Origin of the sequence: Micromonospora sp. NPDC093243, assembly GCF_044753725.1 — a bacterium.
GTDB lineage: Bacteria > Actinomycetota > Actinomycetes > Mycobacteriales > Micromonosporaceae > Micromonospora.
In genome coordinates, this window is the sequence record NZ_JBIVNT010000006.1 from 60,434 (window position 1) to 85,837 (window position 25,404).

The window sequence follows — 25,404 nt, forward strand, 5'->3', positions numbered from 1 at the left end:
TACCCCGGGCGTGCCCCTCGGCCATCTCCTGCGGCCATCAGGCCGAGTAGCCAGAAGGGCAGACATCACATGCCGAAACCCCTACCTGCGCGGTGGCGACGCCGCCTTCCGGTCCCGACGGCGCTGGCCGCCACCATGGCCATCGTGCTGCTGGTCAGCCCGGCCTCGGCGACCGGGCCGGACGCCGCCGTGCCGGCCGACTCCGGTCCGGTCGCCGGTGAGCCGGCGAACGTCGTGGAGGTGCTGCTCGCCGGCACCGCGGAGCTGGACGCGCTGGTCGCCACCGGCGTCGACCTCGACCACCACGTCGAGCGTTCGGAGAACGGCGTGGTCGCGCACGCGGTGATCACGCCGAGCGAAGCCGCCCGACTGACCGCCGCCGGCTTCACCCTCGGCGAGATCCTGCACCGCCCCGAGGATGCCCGGGCCCGGGTCGAGGAGCGGGATTCGACCATCACCGCGCACCTCGCCGAGAACCGGGAGTTCGCCGCCGCCGCGGCCGACCCGACCGCGCCGGACGTCTCCGACGTCAAGATCATCCGTGCGGACTACTACACCTCCGGGACCAGCCAGGTCCTCTCCGTCGAGGCGAAGTGGGCGCAGGGCCAGACGGCCAGCAACACGCTCACCGTCGAGCGGGACAGCGGGCCGGGCACCGCGATCGGCTCCGGCGGTACGCAGACCATCTCCCGCTTCGTCGACGCCGGCGTCTACCTCTACCACCGCGGCGCCTCGGCGGTGACCAGCCGGCCGGACCGGATCCGGATCACCAGCCCCACCGGTGACGTCGCCGAGGTCAAGGTGCAGGAGTGGCTGCCCACCCCGGAGACCAGCCCGGAGGGGCCGGGCTACCAGAAGGACTTCGTCACCAGCTACCTCACCCCGACCGAGCTGTACGCGCGGATCCACCAGCTCGCCGCCGAGTTCCCCAATCTGGCCGAGATCGTCGAGCTGCCGTACAAGACCAACGGCTACCGGCGGCACGCCCAGGCCGTCCTCGGCAGCGCCAACGCCAGCCGGGTCGCGGTGGACTCCCTGGCGTGGGGGCACCAGGGTGGCAACGACGTCTCGGTGGAGCTGGCGAACCCCGGCACCGGCAACTCGGCGCTGGCGGTGACCGTGAGCGGCACGGCCATCCGGGTGTCCCTCGGCACCAACGGTGCGGGCACGGTGACCAGCACCGCGGCCGAGGTCGTCGCGGCGCTCAACGCCGCGGCCGGGTCGCTGGTCAAGGCGTACACCTATCGCGGCAGCCCAGGTGACGGCGTGGTCGCGCCGGCGGCGCGTACCGCGCTCACCGACGACCTGAGCGCGCCGGCCTCGGTCTCCCGCGAGCCGCATCCGGTGTACGCGATCCGGATCGGCAAGGTCCGGGACGGTTCGAAGCCGGGGGTGCTCGCCTACGCGCAGGAGCACGCCCGGGAGTGGGTGCCGCCGCTGGTCACCGTCGAGACCGCTGAGCGGTTGCTGCGCAACTACGCGCACGACGGGCAGACCAAGCAGCTGCTGAACAACCTGGACATCTGGATCGCCCCGTCGGTCAACCCGGACGGTGGTCACTACTCGTTCTACGACTTCAACTCGCAGCGCAAGAACATGACCAACCACTGCCCGTCGACCGGAGCCGCTGACTTCCTCGGCCGGGACTCGTGGGGCGTCGACAACAACCGCAACTACACCGAGTACAGCCTCTTCGACGGGTACTCGGGCGCGTCGAGCAGCTGCACCAGCGGCACCTACGCCGGGCCGAGCGAGCTCTCCGAGCCGGAGAACCGCAACCTCGACTGGCTGGCCGCTCGACCCAACATCAAGTTCTCGATGAACCTGCACTCCTCCGGGAACTACTTCATGTGGTCGCCGGGCGCGTACGCCCTGCCGGACCGGATCTCGGCGCCGCGGCCGACGCTGGCCGAGGAGTCGGCCTTCTGGGGCGCGTCCTCGCGCATCCTGACCGCCATCAAGCAGCACCGGAACATGGCGGTCACTCCGGCGCGCACCGGCCCGATCTCCGACGTGCTCTACTCGGCGGCGGGCAACTCCGGCGACATGCTCTGGTACAAGTACGGCATCTACGCCTGGAACTTCGAGGTCGGCACGTCCTTCCAACCGGACTGGGAGGAGGCGCACTCCGAGGCGATGGAGTTCGCCAACGGCCTGGTCGAGCTGATGCGGGTGGCCCGGGACTTCGCCAAGGACCGGACCCGCCCGGGGAGCACCCTCACGGTCGCCCCCAGCTCGACCCCCGGCATGGTGAACGTGACCTTCGGCGTCTCCGAGCCCGCTTCGGTCTTCTACACCCTCGACGGCGCCGCGCCGACGTACTCGTCGGCGCTCTACGGCTCGGCGGGCATCCGGGAGGGCGGGGAGACCCTCACCGTCCCGGCCGGCACCCGGATCAACTGGTTCTCGGTCGACTCGGCCGGCAACGTGGAGAACAACTACAAGCCGGACGGCAACGGCAAGAACTACCGCAAGGGCCAGGCGGTCCTGCCGACCGGCTGACCGATCACGGCAGCCGGTGACGGCCGCGGTGCGTTCGGCACCGCGGCCGTCACCGGTCAGCGCAGAAACCCGGCCATCGTCTCCACGAACCACTGCGGATCGTCGAGCCACGGATAGTGCCCGGCGCCCGGCTGCACCGTCAGTTCGGCCCGCGGGAACAGGCCGGCGTACTCGGCGGCGCGCTTCGGCGGGAGCGCGACGTCGTACTCTCCGGCGAGCAGCAGGACCGGCGCCTGGAGGTGACCGAGGGCGGACCTGACGGCCGGCGGGTCGACGGCGCCGGCCGAGTAGTAGACGGCGGCCGCGTCGTCGTTGCGCTGCTCGACCTCCCCGGCGACCCGGGCCTGGCGGGCGGCGTCCCACCGACCGTGGGTGAACGGGGTGATGGCCTCCCAGTCGCCGGCGGTGGGCTGGCCCGACCAGATCCGTTCGAAGGCGGCGAAGGCCGCCGGGAACCAGGGCTCTCCCTGCCGCAGCTCGGCCAGCTCACGGCGATCGAGGTCGCCGACCTCCACGCCGACCGCCCGCGGGCTGGGCGTGATCAGCGCGAGACGACCGACGCGGTCGGAATGCCGGGCGGCGTACAGCAGGGCGAGCGTCGCGCCGGCCGAGTGCGCGGCCAGGTCGAGCCGGTCCAGCCCGAGGTGCAGCCGCAGCGCCTCGACATCCTCGACCTGCCGGTCGCACCGATAACTCGCCGGGTCCGCCGGGACGGCGGACTCCCCGGTGCCGCGCAGATCCAGCAGCACCAGCGAGCGATGCGCGGACAACCCGCCCAGGTCGCCGAGGTACGCCGAAGCCTGCATCGGCCCGCCGGGCAGGCAGATCAGCGGATCCCCCTCACCGGTCCGGTGATACGCGAGCCGGGTGCCGTCCGCGCCGTCGAAGGTGGCCATCCGGGGATCATAGGCTCGGAGAACGGCCTCGGCGCTCCCGCTGCGCCGTCCGCCGCCCGACGAGTGCGCCGGAGGGCGACGACCACCGGGGACCCTTCAGCGGGAAGGGCCACCTCCCGTCTCCGGAAGGTGGCCCTCGCACAGCGCGGTCTACCGGTCGGTCACCCCAGCCGGCAGGAGGCGAGTACGCCGACCACGCCGACCCCGGTCGGCTTGGGCGGCAGCTTGGTCGACGCCGCCGGGCAGCGGGGCACGGTGAGGTCGTAGACACCCCGGCCGAACGTCGCCGCGGTGAGCTGCCGGGTCGGCTCGTGGTAGCGCAGGTACATCACGGCCGCCTGCGGCAGGTTGGTGCCCAGCGCCGCCCACTCGCCGCCGTTCCACGCCGACATGAACACCCCGACGTCGGTGCCGACCAGCAGCAGGCCGTCGGCGGTCGGCACCACGAAGTTGACCGGCGCGTCGGGCAGGCCCCGGCCGATGTCCTTCCAGGTACGGCCGCCGTCGCGGGTCATCATCACGTGCGGCCGGTCGCTGCCGGACCGGAAGCCGGAGAAGGTGGCGTAGGCGATGTTCTCGTCGGCCGGGTTCACCGCCACCCGCGTCACCCAGGTGCCGGGCAGCTGCGCCGGGTCGACCTGGTGCCAGTTCTGCCCCAGGTCGTCGGTCCACCACAGCTTTCCGTCGTCGGTGCCGACGTAGAGCGTGTTGCCGTCGGTGGGCGCGGCGGCGATCGTGGTGATCGTGCCCCACGGGTAGCCGGACGGATCGTTCGGGCCGCCGCCGGTGAGATCCGGGCTGATCGGCGTCCAGGTGCGGCCGTTGTCCGTCGACCGGTTGACGATGTTCCCGGCGTAGTACATGACGTTCGGGTCGCTCGGGTCGAACTGCAGCGGCGTCAGCCAGTTGCGTCGCTGCGAGGTCGTCTGACCGGTGCCGATGGTCTGCCGGGGAGTGCCGCCGGAGTTCTCCGACCGGTAGCACGAACCGTACTGGCTGCAGCCGAAGACGATGTTCGAGGCGTCCGGATGGATGATCACCTGGAGGCCGTCGCCGCAGCCGATCGCGTTCCACGGGCCACCGACGCCGTTGTAGCCGCGGTTGCAGCCGTTGTCCTGCGCGCCGCCCACCTTCAGCACCGGATCGGTCTGCGCCACGTCCACCGTGTAGAACTGGGTGTACGGCTCGTAGGTGGCCTTCACCCAGCCGCTCGCCCCGTTGACCTCGGAACGGTAGAAGCCGCCGTCGTTGCCCAGGTAGACCCGGCCGGGCGTCTTCGGATCCCAGCGCATCGTGTGCTGGTCGGCGTGCACCCCGCTGACGGAGGAGAAGCTCTGCGCCCCGTTCGTCGAGCGCATCAGGTTGACCCCGGTGAGGAAGACGTGATCGGCGTCTCCGGGGTCGACGAAGAGCTTGCCGAACCACCAGCTGAACGTGGACTGGGACGCCTGAGCGGCGGTGACCGGCGTCTGCGCCCAGGTGTCACCGCCGTCGTCGGAGCGGTAGAAGGCGCGGAACGGGCCGAGCGCCGTGCCGACGTACGCGTACAGCCGCTGGGGGTTGTTCGGCGCGACGGCGATGCCCCAGCGGCCCTGGTCGGCGTCGGTGGGCAGACCGTTGGTCATCCGCACCCAGGTCCGGCCGCCGTCATCAGAACGCCAGAGGCTGGAGCCGGGACCGCCGTAGGTGCGCTGGTGCGGCTCGCGCAGGTGGTCCCACATCGCCGCGTACACCCGTTGCGGGTTGGTGGGGTCGATGACCACTTCGGTGGCGCCGGTTGTCGCGTTCGGTGGCGCGAGCACCTGCTTCCAGCTGTCGCCACCGTTGTCGGAGAGGTAGACGCCGCGCTGGCCGCCGGGTACGAAGAGGTTGCCGCTGGCCGCGGCGAAGACGCGCTTCTGGTTGCTCGGGTCGATGGCGAACCGCCCGATGGCGTGGCTGTCCTTGAGCCCGACGTGCCGCCAGGTCTTGCCGCGGTCCTTCGAGCGGTAGATGCCGTCGCCGCCGAAGGTGATCGAGCCGCCGCCCGGCTGGGCCTCGCCGGTGCCGGCGAAGAGGACGCCGTCGCTGGTCATCGCGACCGCGCCCATGCTCTGCGTCCACCCGTCGGGCCAGGCCGTCTCGAACGTCGCGCCCGCGTCGTCGGACTTCCAGACGCCGCCGGAGGCGGCGGCGATGAAGAGCTGGTCGGGCACCTTCGGGTCGAGCGCGATGTCCACCACCCGGCCGCCGATGTTGCTCGGCCCGAAGAAGTTCCACTTCTTCTGCGCCAGGTGGCGGTAGAGCAGGCGGGTGCGCAGGTCGAGCTGGTGGGCCTCGCCGCGGGCCTTCTCGTACTTGGCCACGGAGAGGTCCCGGCTGCCGTCGCTCATCCGCTGGGCGGTCATCCACTCGTCGGGCAGCTCCATGGGCCCGGTGGGGGAGTTGGTGGCGAACGATTCCTGGACGGGCTGGGGGGTGGACGAGGCGGTCAGCGCGAGCGCGACGACCATCGCCAGGCTCGTTGTCATCGCGAGGCCGCGGTATCTTCGGACGAGCGTGAGGTTCATTCGGGTCTCCCTGGGCACGCGTCGTGGCGACCGGGAAAGCGGTCTCCAACATTCACGCTAGACAGTGGAGTGACGCACGTCACCGAGCATCTGTCGCGATTCGGCCCGTCCGGTTAGGACACCTGTCGATGCCGTGCGCCCCGCTGATCGGCCTGCCCGCCGGAAAAACACCCGACCGGTGCCTGCCGGGCCTGACCTACACTCCGCCGATGGACCAGCCGATGCCGTACACGGCGCAGTCGTTGGCGGGCGACCTGCGCGCCCTCGGGGTCGCGCCCGGTGATGTTCTGCTGCTGCATTCGTCGTACCGGAGCCTCGGGTTCGTCGTCGGCGGCCCGCAGGCGGTGGTGCTGGCGCTGTTGGACGTGCTCGGCCCCGCCGGCACGCTGGTGGTGCCCACCCACACTCCCGACAACACCGACCCGGCCGACTGGCGGAATCCACCCGTGCCCGAGGCGTGGTGGCCGATCATTCGTGACCAGATGCCCGCTTTCGACCCGGCACGTACGCCGAGCCGGTGGATGGGTCGCCTCGCCGAGACGGTCCGCACCTGGCCGGGGGCGCTGCGCAGTGACCATCCGCAGGTCTCGTTCGCCGCGTTGGGTCGCCGGGCCCCCGAGATCGTGTGCGGGCACCGACTCGACGACGGGCTGGGCGAGGAGTCGCCGCTCGGCGCGGTCAACCGGCTCGACGGCACGGTGCTCCTGCTCGGCTGCGGCCACGACTCGAACACCTCGCTTCATCTCGCCGAGCGGCGGCAGTCGTCCCCGCCGCGGACCTCCACGGGTTCGGCGGTGCGCCACCCGGACGGGACGAGCCGATGGGCGACCTGGGTCGAGATGGCCACGGACGAGGGGGACTTCGAGCGGCTCGGCGCCGCCTTCGAGGCCGCCGACGGCGCTTCGGTCGGCCGGGTCGGCGCCGCGCCGGCCTGCCTGATGCGGCAGCGCGCGCTCGTCGACTTCGGCACCGCCTGGCTGGCCGCCAACCGGCAGCGGACGGACGTCCGACCATGAGGTGAGCCCAGCATCACGGTCCGTAGGCGGGCTGCGGGCAGGCCGGCGAGCCTATGATCCGGTGGTGTTCGATTCGCGCCATATCAGGACCTTCCACGAGGTGGTCCGGACCCAGTCGTACTCGGCGGCGGCGCAGACCCTCGGATACACCCAACCCGCGATCACCCAACAGATGAAGGCCCTGGAGCGCGAGGTCGGGACTCCGCTGTTCACCCGGGTGGGACGGCGGTTGCGGCTGACGGAGGCCGGCGAGACGCTGGCCCGCCACACGGAGAGCATCCTCGACAGCATGTCGGTCGCCCGGGAGCAGATGGCGGCGATAGCGCGGCTGCGTACCGGTCGGGTGCGGGTCTGCGCGTTCCCCAGCGCCAACGCGACGCTGATCCCCGAGGCCATGGGTCTGCTCGCGGCCGAGCATCCCGGCATCCGGGTGGAACTGCTCGAGGACGAGCCGCCCGACTCGCTCCGCCGGGTGGTGCAGGGCGAGAGCGACCTGACGTTGGCCTTCACCTATCCCGGCCTTCGCGAGGAGGTGCCGGACGAGCTGGTGGAGATCCCGCTGTTGGAGGACGAGCTCACCGTTCTGCTGCCCGTCGGGCACCCGATGGCCCGGCGTCGCGCGGTCGAGCTGGCCGATCTCGCTCAGGAGCGCTGGATCGCCGGATGCCTGCGCTGCCGCACCAACTTCCTGCACGAGTGCGCCCAACTCGGGTTCACGCCCGACATCGTGTTCACCACCGACGACAATCTCGCCGTGCAGTCGCTCGTCGCGCAGGGCCTCGGCGTCGCGATGATGCCGAAACTCACCCTGTCCTTCCTCCGCCGGGACAAGGTCCGCGGCCGCCCGCTGTCACCCGCCTCGCGGCGTCAGGTCTCGGCCTACGTCCTGCGCGAGCACCTGCGCATCCCCGCGACCGCCCAGGTGCTGGAGGCGTTGGCCTCGGTGGCCGGACGGCGGGCCGCCGGTGCCGCCTGAGTGGCGGCCGGGGCTCACCCTCGACACATAAGCGGTGCTTGGGTTCGTCCAAGAAACTGTTGTTGGACGTAATGGGTTACGGCGGTCAGGCTGGCGACATGACCGCTCCGTCCGCCGTCTCCGTCGTCACCGCCAGTACGCCCCGCCTCGCCCGGCTCGCCGAGGAGGTACGGGACGTGGTGGACCGTGGGCTGCCGCCCGACCTGACGGCGTACCTGGTGGGGGAGCGGCTCGCTCCGCATCTGGGCGCTGCCGACCTGCTCACCCCGCAGCAGTGCGAGAGTGACCCGGGCCACTACCGGCAGCACGTTCTGCATGCGGAGCGTGACGGGTCCTTCTCGATCGTGGCTCTGGTCTGGCTCCCCGGCCAGCGGACCGCCATCCACGACCACGTCGCCTGGTGCGTCACGGGGGTGCACCAGGGCGAGGAGCATGAGCGGCGCTACCGCCTCGTCTCCGACGGGACCGCCGCCCGGCTCGTCGCGACCGAGGACGTCGTCAACCGGCAGGGCGAGGTGTGCGGCTTCGCCCCACCCGGCGACATCCACCGGGTCTGGAACGGGGGCGACGGCATGGCCGTGTCCCTGCACATCTACGGTGCGGACATCTCCCGGCTCGGGTCGAGCGTCCGCCGGGTGTACGAGCAGCGGACCGACGAGTCGTGAACGGGACGCGGGTACCGGAATGACCCTGATCCGGACCACCGGCCGTGAGCCGTACCCGGGCTCACCGCCACTCGGCGGCCACCCGGCCGGCCGCACCGTCGACGGCGCCCCCGACGGCCGGTCGGACACCCCGCAGGGGCCCGCCGCTGGGCGGTCCACGAGTGCGCGGCGGGGTGGCGGACCGGGCATCCTGCCCGGTCTGATCGCCGCGAGCGTCGGGGCCGCCGGCGCATGGGCGGTGCACTGGGCGCTGCCCGTCGTGCCGGCGCTGACCGTCGCCATGGTGCTGGGCATCGCCGCCGCCCACCTGCCCGTCCTCCGCGACCGGGTACGCGGCCCGGCCCGGCCCGGGTTGAGCGTCGCCGGCAAACGGCTGATGCGGCTCGGCATCGTGCTGCTCGGGTTGAAGCTCAGCGTGCAGGACGTACGCGCGATCGGGTGGCCGACCATGCTCATGGTCGTCGCCGTGGTGGCCGCGACCTTCACCAGCACGTGGTGGCTGGGCCGTCGGATCGGTCTACGCGGCGACCAACCCCTGCTGATCGCCGCCGGCTATGCGATCTGCGGCGCCTCGGCGATCGGCGCGGTCAGCGCGGCGACCGGCAGCGACGAGGAGGACGCCGCGGCGTCGGTCGCCCTGGTGACGCTCTGCGGCACCCTGGCCGTCGCCGTGCTCCCGTTGCTGCAACAGCCGCTGGGCCTCGGCGACGCGGAGTTCGGACGGTGGGTCGGGGCCAGCGTGCACGACGTGGGGCAGGTGGTCGCCGCCGCGCAGACCGCCGGCCCCGCGGCCCTCGGCGACGCCGTCCTGGTGAAGCTGATGCGGGTGGCGATGCTCGCCCCGCTGGTCGCCGTGGTGGCGATCGGACTGCGGCGTCGGCGGGCGGCAGCGCAAAGTCCGGCCGGTGACGGTCCGCGAGGCGCGAAGCCCTCGCTGGTGCCCCTGTTCGTGGTCGGCTTCCTCGTGATGATCGGGCTGCGCAGCACCGGCTGGCTACCGGAGGGTGTGCTGGTCGGCGCGGGCCTGGCGCAGGAGATCCTGCTCTCCGCGGCGCTGTTCGCCCTCGGCAGCGCGGTGCACCTGCCGACGCTGGCCCGCACCGGCGGGCGGGCCGCCGCCCTGGGCTTGAGTTCGTGGGCGGTCATCGCCGGGGTGGCGTACGCGGGCGTGCTGCTGACGGCCTGACCGGGCCCCCGGCGAGCGACCCGGCGCTGCTTCAATGACCCGGTGACGACCGACTGGATCCGGTGGCACCAGGACTACGACGCCCCGAGTTCGCCGCTGGCCCGTCGGCTGGCCGTGGTGCAACGCGATCTGCGTAGCGCGCTCGCCGACGCGCCGTGCGGCGAGCACGGCCTTCGGCGCCTGGTCAGCATCTGCGCGGGCGACGGGCGCGACGTTCTGCCGGTACTGGCCGAACGCGGTCGGGACGTCCGCGCCCTGCTGATCGAACTCGATCCGACCCTGTCCCGACGCGCCCGGGCGCGAGCCGTCGACCTCGGCCTGTCCGAGGTCGAGGTGTGGACGGCCGACGCGGGCGCCGCCGACACCTACCAGCAGGTCGAGCGGGCGCAGGTGGTGATGGCCTGCGGTGTCTTCGGCAACGTCACCGTAGAGGACGTACGGCGGACGGTGGCCGCGCTGCCGGCCCTGTTGGCCCCGGGCGGGATCGTGATCTGGACCCGCGGCCGACCCGTCGACGGACCTGATCCCAGCCTGGAGGTTCGTGCCTGCCTCGCTGATCACGGATTCGCCGAGTTGGCGTTCACCAGCCCCACCGACGCCCGGTTCCGGGTGGGCATGCACCAACTCGTCGAGCACCCCGCCCATCCGCCCGCGTTGCGACCCGGCACGCGACTGTTCACCTTCGTCTGAGGGCTGCCCGCGCGCGGGGGAGCGGGATCGAGGGTCAGTCGCTCTGGAACTCGGGCAGGCCCGCCTCTTCCGAGTCCGGCCCGACCACCGCGGTCAGCGTCGTTCCGTCCGCGCAGAGCGCGGTGGCCCGCAGATACGTCCGCCGTTCCTGGGCCCGCATCAGCACCTCGGCCTCGAACACCTCGTCCTCGGCGCGCAGCAGATCGATGTCGCCTCGGCTCTCGTAGTGGGCGCGTACGTCCAGCGGGGTCATCCGGATGGTGGCCGCGACCGTGGTCAGGGCGCCCTGCTCGACCACCGAGGTGACCCGTGCGCCGTCGGGCAGGAGCAGGCCGGTGACCTGGCCGTCCACCTCGGCGTCGGCGTCCAGCGGCACCCGGTCGCAGCTGGGCAGGTTCGCGAGCATTCCCGGCCCCCGGCCGGTGGGCTGCCCGGCGTCCGTGCCGCCGCAGGCGACGAGCAACGGAACCGTGACGACGACGGCGAACATCCGGAGTCTCACCGCAGCAGGATGTCACGCTCAGCGCAGCACCCGCCAGCGTCGCACCATCAGCAGCAGCGCGGCGATGATGACCCCGGTGACCACCATGAGGACGCTCGTGATCATGGCCCCGTAGGCGAAGCCGGAGAACTCGAAGACCTGGTCGAAGATGTAGACCGGCAGGTAGAGCGTGGCGTTGGCGGGCCGGCCGTCGGTGAGGACGTACGCCGGCACGAAGTTGACCTGCAGGGTGAGGATCGTGTCCCGGACGGCGAGCAGCACCAGCACCGGCGCGAGCAGCGGCAGCGTGAGCCGGCGCAGCTGGCCGAACGGGCCGCAGCCCTCCAGCGCCGCCGCCTCGTAGAGCCGACCGTCGAGCATCCGCCGGGCGGCGAGCACGACGATGAAACCCTCACCGATCGGGAACGCGAGCATCAGCGCCACCGCCAGCCGCGCGGGGCCGGGCTCGGCGAGCCAGTTCATGCCCGGGTGGCCGAAGAGCCCGAGCAGCTGGTTGAGCGGGCCGTAGAGCGGGTTGAGCACCCACAGGAAGAGCACCGCCAGGGCCACGTCGGGCACGACGGTCGGCAGGTAGACCGCGACCCGGAACCAGCGGCCGCCCGGGCGGGGCGCGGCCAGCAGCAGCCCGAGCCCGATGGCGGCCAGCAGCCGCAGCGGTACGGCCAGCGCCAGGTGGATCGCGGAGGCCCGGATGCTGTCGGCGAGGAAACCGTCGGCGAGCAGGCGGCGCGCGTTGTCCAGACCGACGAACCGCGGGTCCCGGGTCAGTCCGGTGTGGTCGGTGAACGCGTAGCCGAGGTTGAGCAGGGCGGGCAGCGCGATCAGCAGCGCGACGGCCACCGCGTACGGCGTGAGGAACGCCCACGCGGTCAGCGGCCGGCTGACCCGGCCGGTGCTCACCGGCGGCGCCCGGTGTCGGCGTCGAAGCGGTGGATCCGCCCCGGGTCGGCGCGCAGTCGGACGTGGTCGCCCGGCCACACCCCCGGCCGGGGACCGGTGCGGACGGTCAACCGGGTGCCGTCGTCGCAGCGGGTCAGCAGGACGGCCTCGCTGCCGAGCGCCTCCACCGCCTCGACGGTCGCCGCCACCGGTCCGTCGGGGTCGAGGCGCAGATCCTCCGGGCGTACACCGAGGGTGTCGTCAACGGCGCCGCCCAGCACGCCGCCACCGGGTACCAGGTTCATCGGCGGGCTGCCCAGGAAGCCGGCCACGAAGGTGTCCGCGGGCTCGTCGTAGACCTGCTGGGGTGGGCCCACCTGGCGGACCCGGCCGTGGTCGAGCACGACGACCCGGTCGCCGAGGGTCATCGCCTCCGCCTGGTCGTGGGTGACGTGGATGGTGGTGGTGCCCAGCTCGCGGTGCAGGGCGAGCAGGTCGGCGCGGGTGGCGAAGCGCAGCGGCGCGTCCAGGCTGGCCAGCGGCTCGTCGAGCAGGTAGACGGTCGGCTCGCGCAGCAGCGCGCGGGCGAGGGCGATGCGCTGACGCTGCCCGCCGGAGGTCTCGTCGGGGTAGCGGTCGAGCAGGTCCGCGATGCCGAGCCGGTCGGCCGCCGCCCGGGCCCGCCGCTCGGCCTCCGCGCGCCGTACCCGCCGGACCCGCAGCCCGAACAGCAGGTTGCCACGCACGGTGAGGTGGGGATAGAGCGCGTAGTCCTGGAAGACCATCGCCACCGCGCGGCGGTGCGGCGGCACCTGGGCGACGTCCTCGCCGTCCACGACGACCCGGCCGCCATCCGGCCGGTCCAGTCCGGCGATCAGTCGCAGGACGGTGGACTTGCCGGAGCCGGACGGGCCGACCAACGTCACCATCTCGCCGGCCCGCACCTCCAGGTCGACGCCGTCGAGGGCGGACACCTTCCCGTACGACTTGGTCAGCGCCTCCAGCCGGATGACACCGCGGTCAGCCACCGGCGCCCACCGTCGGGCCGAACAGCGGCCGGACCTTCTCCTCCAACTGTCGCAGCCCCTGCTCGCGGCCGACCCGACCGTAGAAGACCTCCTCCAGCAGGGCGTCGCCCTCGCGCTCGACGCGTGACCAGGTGGCGGTGCGCGGGGTGGCGCGCAGGTGCGGCTCGGCGTCGAGATAGACCCGCGACGACCGAGGGGGCTTCTCCGGGTCGAGGAACTCGGGGGAGTTGGCCACGTCGAGCCGGGACGGCACCGTGCGGCCGGACCCGGCGAGGATCCGCTGGCCCTGCCCGCCCATCGCGAACTCGATGAACCGCCAGGCCTGGTCGTGGTCGGGCAGGCCGGCGCTCATGCAGTAGGCGTCGCTGTGCAGGATCGACGCGGGTACGCCGCCCGGCGCGATCGGCAGCGGCGCCACGTCCCAGGTGAAGCCGTCGATGGTGCGCAGCGTCGGCACGGCGACCCGACTGTTGAGGTACATGCCGAGCGTGCCGCGAAGGAAGCGGGCCTCACTCGACTCGCTCTGCTCCTCGGCGTCCGGCGGCACGACGTGGTGCTTCAGTTGCAGGTCGAGGAACCAGTCGACGGCGGCGCGGCTGGCCGGGTCGCCGGTGAGGGTCAGGGTGGTCGGCTTGTCCGGGTGGTCGACCAGCTCACCCCGGTTGGACCAGACGAACGGGGCGAGCCGTGGGAGGGACGGCTCCACGCCCACGCCGTACTTCCCGTCGCCGGTCAGGGCCCGGCCGGCGGCCAGGAAGTCGTCCCAGGTCCAGCCGGCCTTCGGCAACGGCACGCCGGCGGCCGCGAACAGGTCGGCGTTGTAGTAGACGACCAGGGAGGACATGTTCTGCGGCAGGCAGGTCAGCGTCTTGCCGTCGAAACGGAAGGCGTCCAGCGCCCGCGGGGAGAAGTCGCTCTCGTTCAGCACCGCGCTGCGGTCGAGGTACGCCTGCGCCGGTTCGATCGCCTGCTGGGCGGCGAACTGGCCGTAGCGGCGGTAGTTGAGCAGGAACACGTCGGGTGGCTGCCCGCCGGCGAAGGAGGTGGTCAGGCGGGCCATCAGGTCGTCCTGGGTGGCGACCGGGGAGAGGTTGACCGCGACGTCGGGATGGGCCTCCTCGAACGCGGCGACCATGCTGCGGTAGCCGGCGACCTCCTCGGCGTCGCCGAAGAGCACGACGGTGATCCCGGAGCTGTCGTCCGCGCGGTCGCCGGCACCGCAGCCGGCGCTGTAGCCGAGCAGCAGCGTCGCGGTGATCAGGGCTACCCATCGTCGGGTCCGGAACGTGTTCACCTTCGACCTCCAGATCTCAGTGCGGCCAGCGGGTCGTCGTTGAGCAGGATCCGCTGGGCGAGCAGGAACACCACCACGCAGGGCGCCGTCGCGACGACGCAGGCAGCCATCAGCAGCGGCCAGTCCGTCGGGTTCAGCAGCCGCAGGAACTGCAGGCCGAGTGGGTAGGTGTAGCGGTCGCCGCTGTGCAGGTAGAGCAGCGGGTCGATCAGGCTGGACCAGTGCAGGGTGAAGGCGAGCACGCCGACCGCCAGGGTCGCCGGTCGCACCTGCGGCAGCGCCACCCGCCGCCAGATCGTCAGCCACCCGGCGCCCTCGAGCCGGGCGGCGCCGAGCTGGGTATCCGGCACGCCGCCGAAACTCCAGGCGTAGAGCAGCACCAGGAACGGGCTGCCGGCGAGCACCGCCGGAGCCAGCAGCGGGACGTACGTGTCGACCACGCCGGCCAGCCGGAACAGCTCGAAGCGGGTTGCCCACACCGCGGTGACCGGCACGAGGAGCACCGCCAGCAGGCCGAGGACCGCCCGGCGGCGGGCCACCGGCGTCAGCAGCCGCAGCCCGAAGCCGGTCAGCGAGGCGACGACGACGGTCAGCGGCACGGCGACCGCGACGACCAGCGCCGAGTTGGCCAGATACCGGAACAGCGGGATCAGCTCGGGCAGCCGGGCGTACGCGGCCACGGTCGGTTCGGGCGGGAACAGCTCGAGGGTGCGGGGCGGGGGCAGGCCGGCGGGTCGCAGCGAGCCGACCAGCATGAACCACAGCGGTGCGGCGAAGAGCGCCGCGAACGCGGCCGGCACCAGGAACCGCCCGATGAACCGCGGGATCACGGCTGGGCCCGAGAACCGCACATCCCGCCCTTCCCGTCGCCCGGCCACCGATCGGCGCGCTCGCCGGCGATGCCGCCTGGGCTCCGCCGCCGACCCGGGTGGGGTCCCGGCCGGTCGGTGGAGGTGGTTCGGCCGAACCTATGGCCGGGCGACGGTCGCGTCATCGGGCACCTGTTGGAATCGCACGCCACCCGGTCCTACGCCTGTCGAGATGCGACAGACGTAGGAGACGGCGGCGATCACGTCCCGCACCTGTCCGATGACCGAACGCGGATCCGTTCCTAGGGTGCGAGGCAACTGCCGCGCCGGCGGTCCGTCGTCCTCGCCTGGGACGACCGGTCCACGGCCGGTGCTGGACAAGGGGAGGAGCACGATGCGAACCACAAGGAGCTGGTGGCGAGCGTCGGTGGTGGTCGTGATGACCGCCGCCGTCGGCCTGCCGGCGGCCGCCGCGACGGCGCAGCCGGCGGTGGACCGTGTCAGGCCGGTCATCGAGAACGGAGTCACCCAACCGGTGTTCGGATATGTCGACGCGATCCGCGAGCGGGTATTCGTCACCTCCGACGTCGACACCGACGGCGACGGCGCCCGCGACGTCGTGTCGATGGACATCATCCGGCCCAAGGCCAGCGAGGCGGGTCTGCGGGTGCCGGTGGTCATGGACGCGAGCCCCTACTACTCGACGGTGTGCCGGGGCAACGAGGGCGAGTGCAAGGCCGACGTCGACGGCGACGGTCTCAACGACCAGTGGCCGCTCTTCTACGACAACTACTTCGTTCCGCGCGGCTACGCGGTGGTGCTGCTCGACATGATCGGCACCAACAACTCGACCGGCTGCCCGGTCACCGGTGGGCGGGCTGACAACATCAGCGCACCGACCGCGATCGACTGGCTCAACGGCCGCCGGGCCGGCACCAACGCCGCCGGCGAGCGGGTCGTCGCCGACTGGCACAACGGCCGCACCGGCATGATCGGCAAGTCGTACGACGGCACGCTGGCCAACGCGGCCGCCGCCAGCGGCGTGCGGGGGCTCACCACCATCGTGCCGATCTCGGCCATCTCCAGCTGGTACGACTACTCGCGCAGCAACGGCCTGGTCACCCGGGCCAACAACTACTCCGGCAGCCTCGCCAACACGGTCACCAATCCGGAGCGGCGGGAGCACTGCGCGGCGGTGCGGGAGCAGCTCGGCGTCGACGGCGACGACGTCACCGGCGACTACAACGACTTCTGGGCCGAGCGGGACTACGTCCCGGACGCCAAGCGCGTGCGGGCCAGCGTCTTCGTGGTCCACGGCATCAACGACAACAACGTCCGGCCGGACCACTTCAGCAAGTGGTGGGACGCGCTGGCCGAGCAGGACGTCCCGCGCAAGCTCTGGCTGACCGGCACCGGCCACGTCGACCCGTTCGACTTCCGCCGCGGCGAGTGGGTCGACACCCTGCACCGCTGGTTCGACTTCTGGCTGCACGGCGTGAAGAACGGCATCATGGCCGAGCCGAGGGTCGACATCGAGCGGTCGCCGGACGTCTGGGAGACCCACCGGGACTGGCCGATCCCGGCCGCCCGGTCGACCCAGGTGTTCCTGCGGCCCGGGGCCGAGGGCGCGGCCGGCGGACTGTCGGTGCGTCCGCAGCCCGGCAAGGCGTCCCGGACGTTCCAGGACACCCCCACGATGAGCCAGACCAACGCGATCCGGCACCCGTCGGATCCGGCGGCGAACAAGGAGAACCGGTTGGTGTTCCTCTCCCAGCCGCTGCGCGCGCCGCTGCACATCTCCGGCACCCCCATCGTCAAGATCAACGCGACGGTGAACGGCGAGGACACCAGCTTCGCCGGCCTGCTGGTGGACTACGGCACCCGGCCGCGGTTCGGCACGTCCGGCGACGGCATCCGGACGCTGACCGAGGAGGACTGCTGGGGCGCGGAGGCCACCTGGGGCGGGCACGCCGAGGAGGCCTGCTACAAGCAGACCGAGAAGACCATCGCCACCGAGCCGCAGGAACTCGTGACGAAGGGCATCATCGACGGGCTCAACATCGACTCGCTCAGTGAGTCGACGCCGTTGGTGCCGGGCGACAAGAACGCCGTCGACCTCGCGCTGCTCCCGGAGGACTACGTCTTCGCGGCCGGCAACCAGGTGGGCGTGGTCCTGCTCGGTTCCTACTCCGGCTACAGCAGCCGAGCGAAGCAGAACCGGGCCGAGATCACCGTCCACTTCGATCGCAGCCGCATCGAGCTGCCGGTCGTCGGCGGCCGGTCCGCCGCTGTGCGGGCGGGCCTGTAGGAGACCGGCGGGCGGGGTGCCCCGAGCGCCCCGCCCGACCCGGTCACTCCTCCGGCCGGTACGCGCCGGTCAGCCGGCCCAGCTTCAACGCCAGGTGCAGGCAGAGCCGCTCGTTGCCGTCCTTCAGGTCGGTGTCGGCCAGCTCCTCGACCCGCTGCAACCGGTAGTAGAGCGTCGTGCGGTGCAGCCGTAGCTGCTGGGCGGTGGCGTGCGCGTTGCCGGCCAGGTCCAGGTAGCGCTCCAGAGTCTGCAACAGCACCGGGTTCGGCTGCTCACGCAGCAGCCGCTCCAGCCCGGGGTGCACATCGGCCATGTCGAGGTGACGGCCCTCCAGCCGGGACAGCACGCGGTAGATGCCCAACCCGGCCCAGGAGACCACCGAACCGAGGGCCGGCAGCCGCACGCCGACCCGGGCGGACTGCACCGCCTCCCCGTACGAGCCGACCGCCTCGGCCAGCCCGGGCCGGGTCTGTCCGACCCCGACCACCACGCGCTCCACCGAGCTGAGGCCGCGGGTCGCCTGCCGCAGGTTGTCGTCGAGGAGCTTGGCGACGACCTCCGGCGAGGGACGCCCGCCACCCCGCCCGCCGCAGAGCAGCAGCACACCGTGGTCGTCGCGGACGAGGTGCAGTGCCTCGCGGGTGCCGATCCACCGCCGGGTGGTGACCAGCGCCTGCTCCAGCGCCAGCCGGGCCACCTCGTCGGGCAGTTCGCCGCCCGGTGGCACCAGCTGCGCGACGAGCGCGGTGGCCGGGCCGTCCCCGGCGATCAGGCCGGCCTCGCGCAGGGTCCGCACCGACTGGTCCCGGGTGGCCTCGCTCTCGGAGAGCAGCGTCCGCGCCGCCTCGGTCTCCCGCTGGGAGGCCAGTTCACCGAGGAGGTTCTCCCGGTAGAGCGCCAGCGACAGCTCGCTCATCAGACCGGTGGCGGCGAGGTCCGCGTCGGCCATCGTGCCGTCCGGGTCGATGAACCAGACGAATCCCAACAGGAGGTCCTGGTGGCGGATCGGCACGCAGACCCGTGGCAGGAGGTCGAGCTCCCGCGACGCGGGCGTCCGCACCGTCGTACGGGCGTCCATGATCCCGGTGTCGCGGAACCACGCCATGACCTCCGGGGTGGTCTGCCGGCGCAGGATCGACGCCTTGCGCACGTCGTCCATCAACCCGGTGTGCTCGCTGTAGACCACCACCCGCTGGCGTCGGTCCTCGATCAGCGCCGGCCGGCCCGCATGGGCGGCGAGGGCGTCGACAAGGCGTTGCAACTCACCCTGCATGAGATCCTCCCGTCGCCTCGTCGCTGGATCGTCATCACGTCAGGTACCCCGCGAACGCGGTCTCACGAGTCGCCGGAGCGACCTGAGTTTCACCACCTGGTGCCGCCGCGCCTCGGCCCCACGGAACGATCATGCTGGCCGGCGCGGACCGGGACAACCGTCTACCCGCTCGTAGCCTGCGTTTCAAGCCGTGGACACCTCCCCGCGGGCCCGCCTGCCGAGCCCGGATCACCCGTTTCCCGGACACGTCGGCACCGGATCCACCACAGTGGTGCCGTGGCCGAGGAGGTGACATGACCGGACTGTGGACCGACCTGTACGAGCTGCGGATGGCCGCCAGCTACCTGCGGCGTGGCATGACCGAACGGGCCACCTTCAGCCTGTTCTCCCGCCGGCTGCCGCCCCGGCGCGGTTTCCTGGTCGCGGCCGGGCTGGCCGAGGCGCTGACCTTCCTGGAGAACTTCGCGTTCGACGACGACGACCTCGGCTACCTGCGCGACGTCGTCGGCTTCGACGAGGCGACCCTGGCGGCGCTCGCCCGGCTGCGGTTCACCGGCGACGTCTGGGCCGTACCGGAGGGCCGGGTGGTCTTCGCCGACGAACCGCTGCTGGAGGTCACCGCGCCGCTCGCCGAGGCGCAGCTTGCCGAGACCGGCGTGCTCAACCTGATCACCTTCCACACCACGGTGGCCACCAAGGCCGCCCGGTGCCGCCTCGCCGCCGGCGGCGCCCAACTGGTCGACTTCGCGTTCCGCCGCACCCACGGCATCGAGGCCGCGGCGGCCGTGGCCCGAGCGTCGGCCATCGCCGGCTTCGCCGCGACCAGCGACGTCGACGCCGCCCGCCGCTACGGCCTGCAACCCTCGGGCACGATGGCCCACGCGTACGTCGAGGCGTTCCCCGACGAACGCGCCGCGTTCCGGGCGTTCGCCGCGGACTTCCCGACGAACCCGATCTTCCTGGTGGACACCTACGACACCCCGGCCGGGGTGCGGGCCGCTGTCGACGTGATCACCGAGCTGGGCCTCACCGGGCCACTGGGCGTCCGGCTCGACTCCGGTGACCTCGCCGAGCTGGCCCGGCAGACCCGGGCGATCCTCGACGATGCCGGCCTCACCGACGCCCAGATCGTGGCCAGCGGCAGCCTGGACGAGGACGTCATCGCCGCCCTGGTCGCGGCCGGCGCGCCGATCGACGCGTACGGCGTGGGCACGAAGATGGGCGTCTCCTACGACGCCCCGTCGCTGGACAGCGCGTACAAGCTGGTGGCCGTCGGTGACCGCCCGGTGCTGAAGCTGTCGCCCGGCAAGGCCACCCTGCCCGGTCCGAAGCAGATCTTCCGGGACCGCAGCGGGGCGAGCGGCGACGTGGTCGGGCTGCGCGACGAAGCACCGGGCGACCGGGAACCCCTGCTCGTCCCGGTGATGCGCGACGGCCGCCGCCTCGACCCGGTCGACCCGGCCGGTGCGGTACGCGCCGCGCGTCACCGGCTCGAAGCGGACCTCGGCTGGCTGCCGGAGCCGGCCCGGCGGCTGGCCGACCCGGTGCCGCTCACGGTCACCGTCAGCCCGGCCCTGACCGCACTGCACGAGCGGGTGGCCGCCCAGCTGACCTCCCGCGCCCCCTAGCGGGTCAGGTGTCGGCGTCGAGCTGGTGCGCAGCCCGGGGGTGGTCCGCCGCGACGGCCAGCACGATGGGTTCGGTGTAGACGACCGGGCCGACGGTGAGATCGGGGACGGTACCAAAGATCACCTTGCCGCCGCGGACGCCAGCGCAGAGACTGGCGGACGCCGGATCACCAGGTCTCACACCGCCAGCCGGCCCGCACCGGACGCCGCCGTCAGTCGGCATCCGGCACATCAGGCAAGGAGAAGATCGTGCGCAGGCTCGTCTACTACATCGCCGCCACCCTCGACGGCTTCATCGCCGGTCCCGACGGTGCGGACCCCACCGGTCCCGACGGCTTCTGGCCGATCCCGGAGGACTATCTGCGCCACATCATCGCCGAGTACCCGGAGACCCTGCCGGGCCCGGCCCGGCAGGCGCTCGGTGTCGCCGCCGAGGGCACCCGCTTCGACACCGTGCTGGAGGGGCGGCACTCCTACGAGCTGGGGCTGAAGGTCGGCCTGACCGATGCCTACCCGCACCTGCGCCACCTGGTGTTCTCGCGTACGTTGGCGGAGAGCCCGGACCCGGCGGTGCAGGTCGTGCCCGACGACCCGATCGCCGTGGTGCGCGAGCTCAAGCGGCAAGCCGGCAAGGACATCTGGGTGATCGGCGGCGGCGCCCTGGCCGGTGCCCTGTATCCCGAGATCGATCGGCTGATCGTCAAGCTGGCCCCGCTGACCGTCGGCGCCGGCATTCCGCTCTTCGGGCGCGACGCCGTCTTCGAGCCCCGCACCTGGCAGTTGGCCGAGCACACCGTCCTGGGCAGCGGCGCCATCTTCCTCACCTACGCCCGCGCGGAAACCGCAGCGGAATCGGTGTGACCAGCGCGGATCCCGTCGTCGGCGACGTGACGCTCCGTCCCGTCGCCGACGCGGGCTACGTCAATACGTAGGTGCGATCAACATGGCCTGACGCTGAGCGCCGCCGGTCAGGCGCACCACCTCGGCCACGGGATCGCCACTAGCATCCGTGGCCATGATGACGGGGGATATCACGACCGGGGCGGGACGACGACGGATACCGCCGGTCGTCGTCGGGTCCAGCCTGCTGCTGGCGCTCAGCGGACTGGCACGGCTGGCGCAGGTGGCGGCGGAGGCGGCCGAGCAGGACGCCTATCTGAGAGCGCACGAGAGGGTGGGCACGCCCAGCGCGTTCGCCGCGCTGCCCATGGTCTTTCTGATGGGCGTCGGCCTGGTCGTGGCGCTGTCCGCCGTCACCCTGCTGCTGCTGTCGCTGGCCAACCTGGCCGGCTGGAACTGGACCCGGGTCGGCACCTGGGCGCTCGGTGGCGTGACGCTGATGGTTGCCGGGTGCGGGCTGGCGCTGAACCTCGTCCCGACGGGTGGTGCCAGCCCGGACACGACCGACTGGGACGCCGTCCATGCGGTCGCCGCCCAGCTCATGCCCGGGTGGGCCGAGCCCGTGGGTGACGTCTCCGGCTGGGTGGCGTCCCCCGCGCTGCTGTGTGCCCTCGTGCTGCTCGCGCTGCCCGCCGCCAACGCCTTCTACCGGAAGCAGTCCGACCTGGACCAGCCGATCGTCTATCCCGGCGCCACGGTCACGCTGCACGCCGGTCACCTCACGGCGCAGGGAAGCGACGACCCGCCCCGCGCCTGACCCGGTGGGCCGCGCGGGCCGTCGCCTTCGCCACCGGCATCGCGCGGCTCGCCGGTCGGGCCACGCACCCACGTGACCGCCGATTGCCGGGGACACGCCGCGCCGGCACCGCTGCAATGATGACCGGATGCGAACCCGACTGCTCTTCGTACGCCACGGCGAGTCGGTCCATCAGCTCGACGGCATCGTGGGCGGCCCGCACGGCTGCCGAGGGCTCACCGACGCCGGCCATGAGCAGGCGCGCCGATTGGCCGGACGGCTCAGCGCCGAACTCGCCGGCGCCGGTCCGGTCGCCGTCTACTCGTCAGTGCTCCGCCGGGCCGTCGAGACCGCGCAGCCGATCGCCGACGCGCTGGGTGTCAGACCGGTGCAGGACTGCGGCCTGTGCACCTGGCACACCCCGTCGTACGCCGACGGTCTGCCGACGGCACGCTTCCAGTCCGAGCACGCGGCCCCCGGCGGCGGGGTGTTCCGGCCCTTCGAGGAGGGCAACGAGACCTGGGCCGAGCTGGTCGTACGCATCAGCCGCGCGATCATGGACAGCGCGCAACGGCATCACGGTGGCACGGTCGTCCTGGTCGGGCACAGCGAGACGGTGGAGAGCTCGTTCCACGCGCTTGCCGGCCAGCCGCTGTTGCGGGCGTTCGACGTGACGACGGCTCCCGCCTCGATCACCGAGTGGGTCACCGACCACGATCCCACCGGTTGGCCGCCCGCCCGGTGGAACCTGGTCCGCTTCGGCGACGTGCGATAACCAGGGCGTGCGATTGCCGGGCAGCGGCGGCGTGGGTGGGCCGAGCGATCGGAGGCGTGCGATGGACGGCCGAAGCGACGTCGAGGTTGATGTGCTCGTCGCCGGCTGCGGACCGGTCGGCGGCGTCCTGGCCGCGCTCCTCGGTGCCCACGGCGCCCGTGTGACGGTGGTCGACCCGAGCCACGAGCCCTACCCCCGTCCGCGTGCCGCGGCCCTGGACGCCGAGGTGATGCGCATCCTCGGCCAGGTGCCGGGCCTGGTTGACGCCGAGGGATGGGCGGTGCCGGTGCGCCGGTCGCAAGTGCTCGGGCCCGACCGTCGGCCGTTGTTCACGGTCGACGTCCCGGACAACGCGATGGCCTCGACGCAGCCGGTACTGATCGACCAGCCGGAACTGGAATCGTCGCTGCGGGCGGGGCTGGCCGCGCTGTCGACGGTGGAGCTGCGGTTCGGTCGGTCGGTGCTGGCCGTCGAGCAGGACGACGGCGGCGTCGAGGTGCTCCTCGACGACGCCGAGCGGATTCGGGCCAACTGGGTCGTTGGTTGCGACGGTGCGTCCAGTACGGTCCGCCGCCTACTGGGTGTGGCCTACGAGGGGGTCAGTTTCCCCCAGCCCTGGCTCGTTGTCGACGCGAGCGTCGAGGCGAGCGACGAGGGGGAACGCGACCGGCGGCCCACGATGTCGTTCGTGCTGGACCCGCGTCGGCCCCAGGTGGCCATGACGCGCCCGGCTGCCCGTCGGTGGGAGTGGATGCTGCTGCCGGGTGAGGATCCGGAGCGGATGCGCGACGAAGCGACCGTCCGGGAGCTGATCCGCCCGTGGGCCGACCCGGACGCGGTGCGGGTGCGGCGGGCCGCGGTGTTCACCTTCCACGCCCGGGCGGCATCGCGCTGGCGCCACGGGCGCATCCTGCTGGCCGGGGACGCCGCGCACTCCATGCCGCCCTTCGTCGGGCAGGGCCTCGGCAGTGGCATCCGCGACGCCGCGAGCCTCGCCTGGCGACTCGCGCAGGTGGCGCGGGGGATCGACGGCGACGAGCTGCTCGACGGGTACGAGCGGGAGCGGCGCCCCGACGTGCGCGCCACCAGCATCATGGCGCTGCGGGCGGGGCGGGTCGTGCAGACCCGAAGCCGGGTCGGCTCGGCGCTGCTGCGCTCCGTGCTGCGGACCATCGGTGCGGTGCCCGGAGCGCAGGCGTTCGTCAGCCGCCGCGCCCAGCGCGCCCAGCCCGCGCGACGCCTTCCCCGGGGTGCGACCGGTCCCCACCCCGGCACCGGTCGGCTCCTGCCGGACATCCGAGTGCGTACCGCCAGCGGTCAGGTGGTCCGACTCGACGATCTGCAGGGCAACCACTGGGCGATCATCGGGTACGGCGACGACCCACGCACCCATCTGGACGCGGCCGCCCGGGAGTGGGCCGAGGCCCACCGAGCGGTCGTTCTGACGATCGCCGTGCCGGGTCGGGAGACGCACGTCGGGCCCGGCTGCGCGTTGGTCGAGGATCTCGACGGCGCGCTTCCCGCGCCGCGACGGTCAGCTGTCACGCTCGTACGGCCGGACCGGTTCCTGCTCGGCACCCTTCCGGCGCCGGTGACCGCCGCGGCGCTGACGTGGGCGGGTGGCGGCGACCCGTAGAACAGGTACACATAGGTGCGGAGGCCGACCCACTGCGAAGAGGCGCGTGATGACCCGTCAGCTCACCTGGAAGTCACCCGTGGTGCCGCTGCTGCTGGTGGCCGTGGTGGTGCTGGTCGGCGTCGTCCGAGGAGCGTTCGGCGGCGCGGAGGACCCGTTCGAGTCGTTCCCCTCGATACCCGAGCGGCTCGTGCAGGAGGCGGACGTCCACGGCTTCCTCGGCCGCACGGAGCCGGCGCGCTGTGAACGCAGCCACGACGAGGGGCGCAACGAGCAGTCCGAGACGTGTCGGTGGGGTGCGCCCGAGGCCGGCCAGTTGACCGTCGCGGTGGTGCGGTACGCCGCCGAGTCAACCGCGACCCGGGAGTTCCGCCGGCCGATCGTGCCACCGGACGTCCCGGTGCCCGAGCTGGGAGACGAGGCCGCCCGCTCCGCGGACCTGGTCGCCGAACCGGAGGTGAAGCTCCGCCGGCACACCCTGGTGGCATCGGTCTGGTACGTCCGCTCCGGCGCGGACCCCAACGAGCGGATGCCCGACATGCTGGCACTGGCGCACGTCGTCGACCGCCGGCTCGACCCGATCGTCGCCTGACGTCGACGGCGTCAGGGCGAGCAGCTCGGGTCGTAGAGTTGAAGCATGGCGCTCCGGCCGGGGGTTCTCGCCGTCGCCGCCGTTCTGCTGGCGGCGGGATGCTCCGCGCCGGCGGCGCCGCGCCCCGGCACGACGACCGGCGGCGGCGCGACAAGCAGCGGCGGCGCCACGAGCGGCGGCGTTCCCGGCGGCGGCCCGACGAGCACCGCACCTGGCGGCGGCCCGACGACCAGCGAACCCGGACGCACCGCCCAGGGTGCCCTGCGGATCACGACCCAGCTCGGTGAGCAGTGCGGGCACATCGTGGCCACACCCGATCCGCGCTGTTACCCGATGCCCCGGCCCGGCACCGGATTCGAGATCCGTGCCACCACCCGGGACTTCGTGGCCCGGGGACGCTCCGGCCCCGACGGCCAGGTGACGGTCCCGGTGGACCCGGGCACCTACCTCGTGAGTGGCGAACCGGTTCCCGGCTACCAACTCACCCCGGAGCTGCGGGTCACGGTCGGCGCGGACGCCACCGTCGCCGTCCCGCTGACCTATGCCCACGGCAGCCAGTGAGCC

General features: G+C 72.5%; 22 protein-coding genes. 14 read left to right on the forward strand and 8 right to left on the reverse strand.

The genetic code is table 11. The features are described 5' to 3' along the window. Positions 1-69: 69 nt before the first annotated feature. Positions 70-2,502, forward strand: a complete 2,433-nt coding sequence (locus ACIP9D_RS21035; protein ID WP_350873722.1) for a M14 family metallopeptidase — start codon at positions 70-72, stop codon at positions 2,500-2,502. 56 nt (positions 2,503-2,558) lie between these two features. Here the strand turns inward: ACIP9D_RS21035 and ACIP9D_RS21040 are convergent, their stop codons facing one another. Together ACIP9D_RS21040 and ACIP9D_RS21045 are read right to left on the reverse strand one after the other, a co-directional pair. Next, positions 2,559-3,398, reverse strand: coding sequence for an alpha/beta hydrolase (locus ACIP9D_RS21040; protein WP_350873723.1), 840 nt, complete (start codon positions 3,396-3,398; stop codon positions 2,559-2,561). A 161-nt stretch (positions 3,399-3,559) separates the two neighbouring features. Further along, positions 3,560-5,908, reverse strand: coding sequence for a glycosyl hydrolase (locus ACIP9D_RS21045; RefSeq protein ID WP_350873724.1), 2,349 nt, complete (start codon positions 5,906-5,908; stop codon positions 3,560-3,562). A 248-nt stretch (positions 5,909-6,156) separates the two neighbouring features. Between ACIP9D_RS21045 and ACIP9D_RS21050 the strand changes: the two genes are divergently transcribed. The 5 genes from ACIP9D_RS21050 to ACIP9D_RS21070 all read left to right on the forward strand — a co-directional run bounded on the left by ACIP9D_RS21050 (position 6,157) and on the right by ACIP9D_RS21070 (position 10,480). Next, positions 6,157-6,963, forward strand: a complete 807-nt coding sequence (locus ACIP9D_RS21050) for an AAC(3) family N-acetyltransferase (protein ID WP_350873725.1) — start codon at positions 6,157-6,159, stop codon at positions 6,961-6,963. Between the two features lie 64 nt (positions 6,964-7,027). Beyond that, positions 7,028-7,939 carry a LysR family transcriptional regulator gene (locus tag ACIP9D_RS21055; protein ID WP_350873726.1) on the forward strand — a complete coding sequence of 304 codons (912 nt, stop codon included), beginning with the start codon at positions 7,028-7,030 and terminating at the stop codon, positions 7,937-7,939. A gap of 98 nt (positions 7,940-8,037) precedes the next feature. Continuing rightward, entirely contained in the window at positions 8,038-8,604 is a 567-nt protein-coding gene (locus tag ACIP9D_RS21060) for a cysteine dioxygenase family protein (protein WP_350873727.1), read from the forward strand. 19 nt (positions 8,605-8,623) lie between these two features. After that, entirely contained in the window at positions 8,624-9,790 is a 1,167-nt protein-coding gene (locus ACIP9D_RS21065) for a putative sulfate exporter family transporter (RefSeq protein ID WP_350873728.1), read from the forward strand. Between the two features lie 42 nt (positions 9,791-9,832). Beyond that, on the forward strand, positions 9,833-10,480 hold the full coding sequence (locus ACIP9D_RS21070; protein ID WP_350873729.1) for a class I SAM-dependent methyltransferase: 648 nt from the start codon (positions 9,833-9,835) through the stop codon (positions 10,478-10,480). 34 nt (positions 10,481-10,514) lie between these two features. On the opposite strand, the gene ACIP9D_RS21075 is transcribed toward ACIP9D_RS21070, so the two are convergent. From ACIP9D_RS21075 to ACIP9D_RS21095, 5 genes are read right to left on the reverse strand one after another with little or no spacing between them, the layout of a single operon-like run. Continuing rightward, positions 10,515-10,982: a hypothetical protein gene (locus tag ACIP9D_RS21075; protein WP_350873730.1), complete on the reverse strand. Its 468-nt coding sequence runs from the start codon at positions 10,980-10,982 to the stop codon at positions 10,515-10,517. 18 nt (positions 10,983-11,000) lie between these two features. Then, positions 11,001-11,882: a sugar ABC transporter permease gene (locus ACIP9D_RS21080; RefSeq protein ID WP_350873731.1), complete on the reverse strand. Its 882-nt coding sequence runs from the start codon at positions 11,880-11,882 to the stop codon at positions 11,001-11,003. Further along, positions 11,879-12,889, reverse strand: coding sequence for an ABC transporter ATP-binding protein (locus tag ACIP9D_RS21085; RefSeq protein ID WP_350873732.1), 1,011 nt, complete (start codon positions 12,887-12,889; stop codon positions 11,879-11,881). Before ACIP9D_RS21085 ends, ACIP9D_RS21080 begins: the two co-directional genes overlap by 4 nt. Further along, positions 12,882-14,183 carry a sugar ABC transporter substrate-binding protein gene (locus ACIP9D_RS21090; RefSeq protein WP_350873733.1) on the reverse strand — a complete coding sequence of 434 codons (1,302 nt, stop codon included), beginning with the start codon at positions 14,181-14,183 and terminating at the stop codon, positions 12,882-12,884. The genes ACIP9D_RS21085 and ACIP9D_RS21090 overlap by 8 nt, the downstream gene beginning before the upstream one ends. Next, entirely contained in the window at positions 14,180-15,013 is an 834-nt protein-coding gene (locus tag ACIP9D_RS21095; RefSeq protein WP_350873734.1) for a carbohydrate ABC transporter permease, read from the reverse strand. The genes ACIP9D_RS21090 and ACIP9D_RS21095 overlap by 4 nt, the downstream gene beginning before the upstream one ends. Before the next feature lie 373 nt (positions 15,014-15,386). Here ACIP9D_RS21095 and ACIP9D_RS21100 point away from each other — a divergent pair, with 373 nt between their 5' ends. Then, entirely contained in the window at positions 15,387-17,300 is a 1,914-nt protein-coding gene (locus ACIP9D_RS21100) for a Xaa-Pro dipeptidyl-peptidase (protein WP_350873735.1), read from the forward strand. Between the two features lie 43 nt (positions 17,301-17,343). Here ACIP9D_RS21100 and ACIP9D_RS21105 read toward each other — a convergent pair whose 3' ends face one another. After that, entirely contained in the window at positions 17,344-18,573 is a 1,230-nt protein-coding gene (locus ACIP9D_RS21105) for a helix-turn-helix domain-containing protein (protein ID WP_350873736.1), read from the reverse strand. Positions 18,574-18,866: 293 nt separating this feature from the next. On the opposite strand from ACIP9D_RS21105, the gene ACIP9D_RS21110 reads away from it, so the two are divergent. From ACIP9D_RS21110 to ACIP9D_RS21140, 7 genes are all read left to right on the forward strand, one after another. Beyond that, positions 18,867-20,201, forward strand: coding sequence for a nicotinate phosphoribosyltransferase (locus ACIP9D_RS21110; protein ID WP_350873737.1), 1,335 nt, complete (start codon positions 18,867-18,869; stop codon positions 20,199-20,201). Between the two features lie 249 nt (positions 20,202-20,450). Continuing rightward, positions 20,451-21,062 carry a dihydrofolate reductase family protein gene (locus ACIP9D_RS21115; RefSeq protein ID WP_350873738.1) on the forward strand — a complete coding sequence of 204 codons (612 nt, stop codon included), beginning with the start codon at positions 20,451-20,453 and terminating at the stop codon, positions 21,060-21,062. A 154-nt stretch (positions 21,063-21,216) separates the two neighbouring features. Continuing rightward, positions 21,217-21,858 carry a hypothetical protein gene (locus ACIP9D_RS21120; protein ID WP_350873739.1) on the forward strand — a complete coding sequence of 214 codons (642 nt, stop codon included), beginning with the start codon at positions 21,217-21,219 and terminating at the stop codon, positions 21,856-21,858. Between the two features lie 127 nt (positions 21,859-21,985). Continuing rightward, positions 21,986-22,612, forward strand: a complete 627-nt coding sequence (locus ACIP9D_RS21125; RefSeq protein WP_350873740.1) for a histidine phosphatase family protein — start codon at positions 21,986-21,988, stop codon at positions 22,610-22,612. 61 nt (positions 22,613-22,673) lie between these two features. Next, positions 22,674-24,248: a bifunctional 3-(3-hydroxy-phenyl)propionate/3-hydroxycinnamic acid hydroxylase gene (locus ACIP9D_RS21130; RefSeq protein ID WP_350873741.1), complete on the forward strand. Its 1,575-nt coding sequence runs from the start codon at positions 22,674-22,676 to the stop codon at positions 24,246-24,248. 49 nt (positions 24,249-24,297) lie between these two features. Then, positions 24,298-24,840 carry a hypothetical protein gene (locus ACIP9D_RS21135; protein ID WP_350873742.1) on the forward strand — a complete coding sequence of 181 codons (543 nt, stop codon included), beginning with the start codon at positions 24,298-24,300 and terminating at the stop codon, positions 24,838-24,840. Positions 24,841-24,885: 45 nt separating this feature from the next. Beyond that, positions 24,886-25,401, forward strand: coding sequence for a hypothetical protein (locus tag ACIP9D_RS21140; protein ID WP_350873743.1), 516 nt, complete (start codon positions 24,886-24,888; stop codon positions 25,399-25,401). Positions 25,402-25,404: the final 3 nt, after the last annotated feature.

Coding starts and splice junctions, on each gene's coding strand:
- ACIP9D_RS21035 (WP_350873722.1), top strand. CDS start 70: ATGCCGAAACCCCTACCTGCGCGGTGGCGACGCCGCCTTCCGGTCCCG.
- ACIP9D_RS21120 (WP_350873739.1), top strand. CDS start 21,217: ATGATGACGGGGGATATCACGACCGGGGCGGGACGACGACGGATACCG.
- ACIP9D_RS21130 (WP_350873741.1), top strand. CDS start 22,674: ATGGACGGCCGAAGCGACGTCGAGGTTGATGTGCTCGTCGCCGGCTGC.
- ACIP9D_RS21060 (WP_350873727.1), top strand. CDS start 8,038: ATGACCGCTCCGTCCGCCGTCTCCGTCGTCACCGCCAGTACGCCCCGC.
- ACIP9D_RS21040 (WP_350873723.1), bottom strand. CDS start 3,398: ATGGCCACCTTCGACGGCGCGGACGGCACCCGGCTCGCGTATCACCGG.
- ACIP9D_RS21100 (WP_350873735.1), top strand. CDS start 15,387: ATGCGAACCACAAGGAGCTGGTGGCGAGCGTCGGTGGTGGTCGTGATG.
- ACIP9D_RS21135 (WP_350873742.1), top strand. CDS start 24,298: ATGACCCGTCAGCTCACCTGGAAGTCACCCGTGGTGCCGCTGCTGCTG.
- ACIP9D_RS21045 (WP_350873724.1), bottom strand. CDS start 5,908: ATGACAACGAGCCTGGCGATGGTCGTCGCGCTCGCGCTGACCGCCTCG.
- ACIP9D_RS21125 (WP_350873740.1), top strand. CDS start 21,986: ATGCGAACCCGACTGCTCTTCGTACGCCACGGCGAGTCGGTCCATCAG.
- ACIP9D_RS21140 (WP_350873743.1), top strand. CDS start 24,886: ATGGCGCTCCGGCCGGGGGTTCTCGCCGTCGCCGCCGTTCTGCTGGCG.
- ACIP9D_RS21050 (WP_350873725.1), top strand. CDS start 6,157: ATGGACCAGCCGATGCCGTACACGGCGCAGTCGTTGGCGGGCGACCTG.
- ACIP9D_RS21110 (WP_350873737.1), top strand. CDS start 18,867: ATGACCGGACTGTGGACCGACCTGTACGAGCTGCGGATGGCCGCCAGC.
- ACIP9D_RS21065 (WP_350873728.1), top strand. CDS start 8,624: ATGACCCTGATCCGGACCACCGGCCGTGAGCCGTACCCGGGCTCACCG.
- ACIP9D_RS21105 (WP_350873736.1), bottom strand. CDS start 18,573: ATGCAGGGTGAGTTGCAACGCCTTGTCGACGCCCTCGCCGCCCATGCG.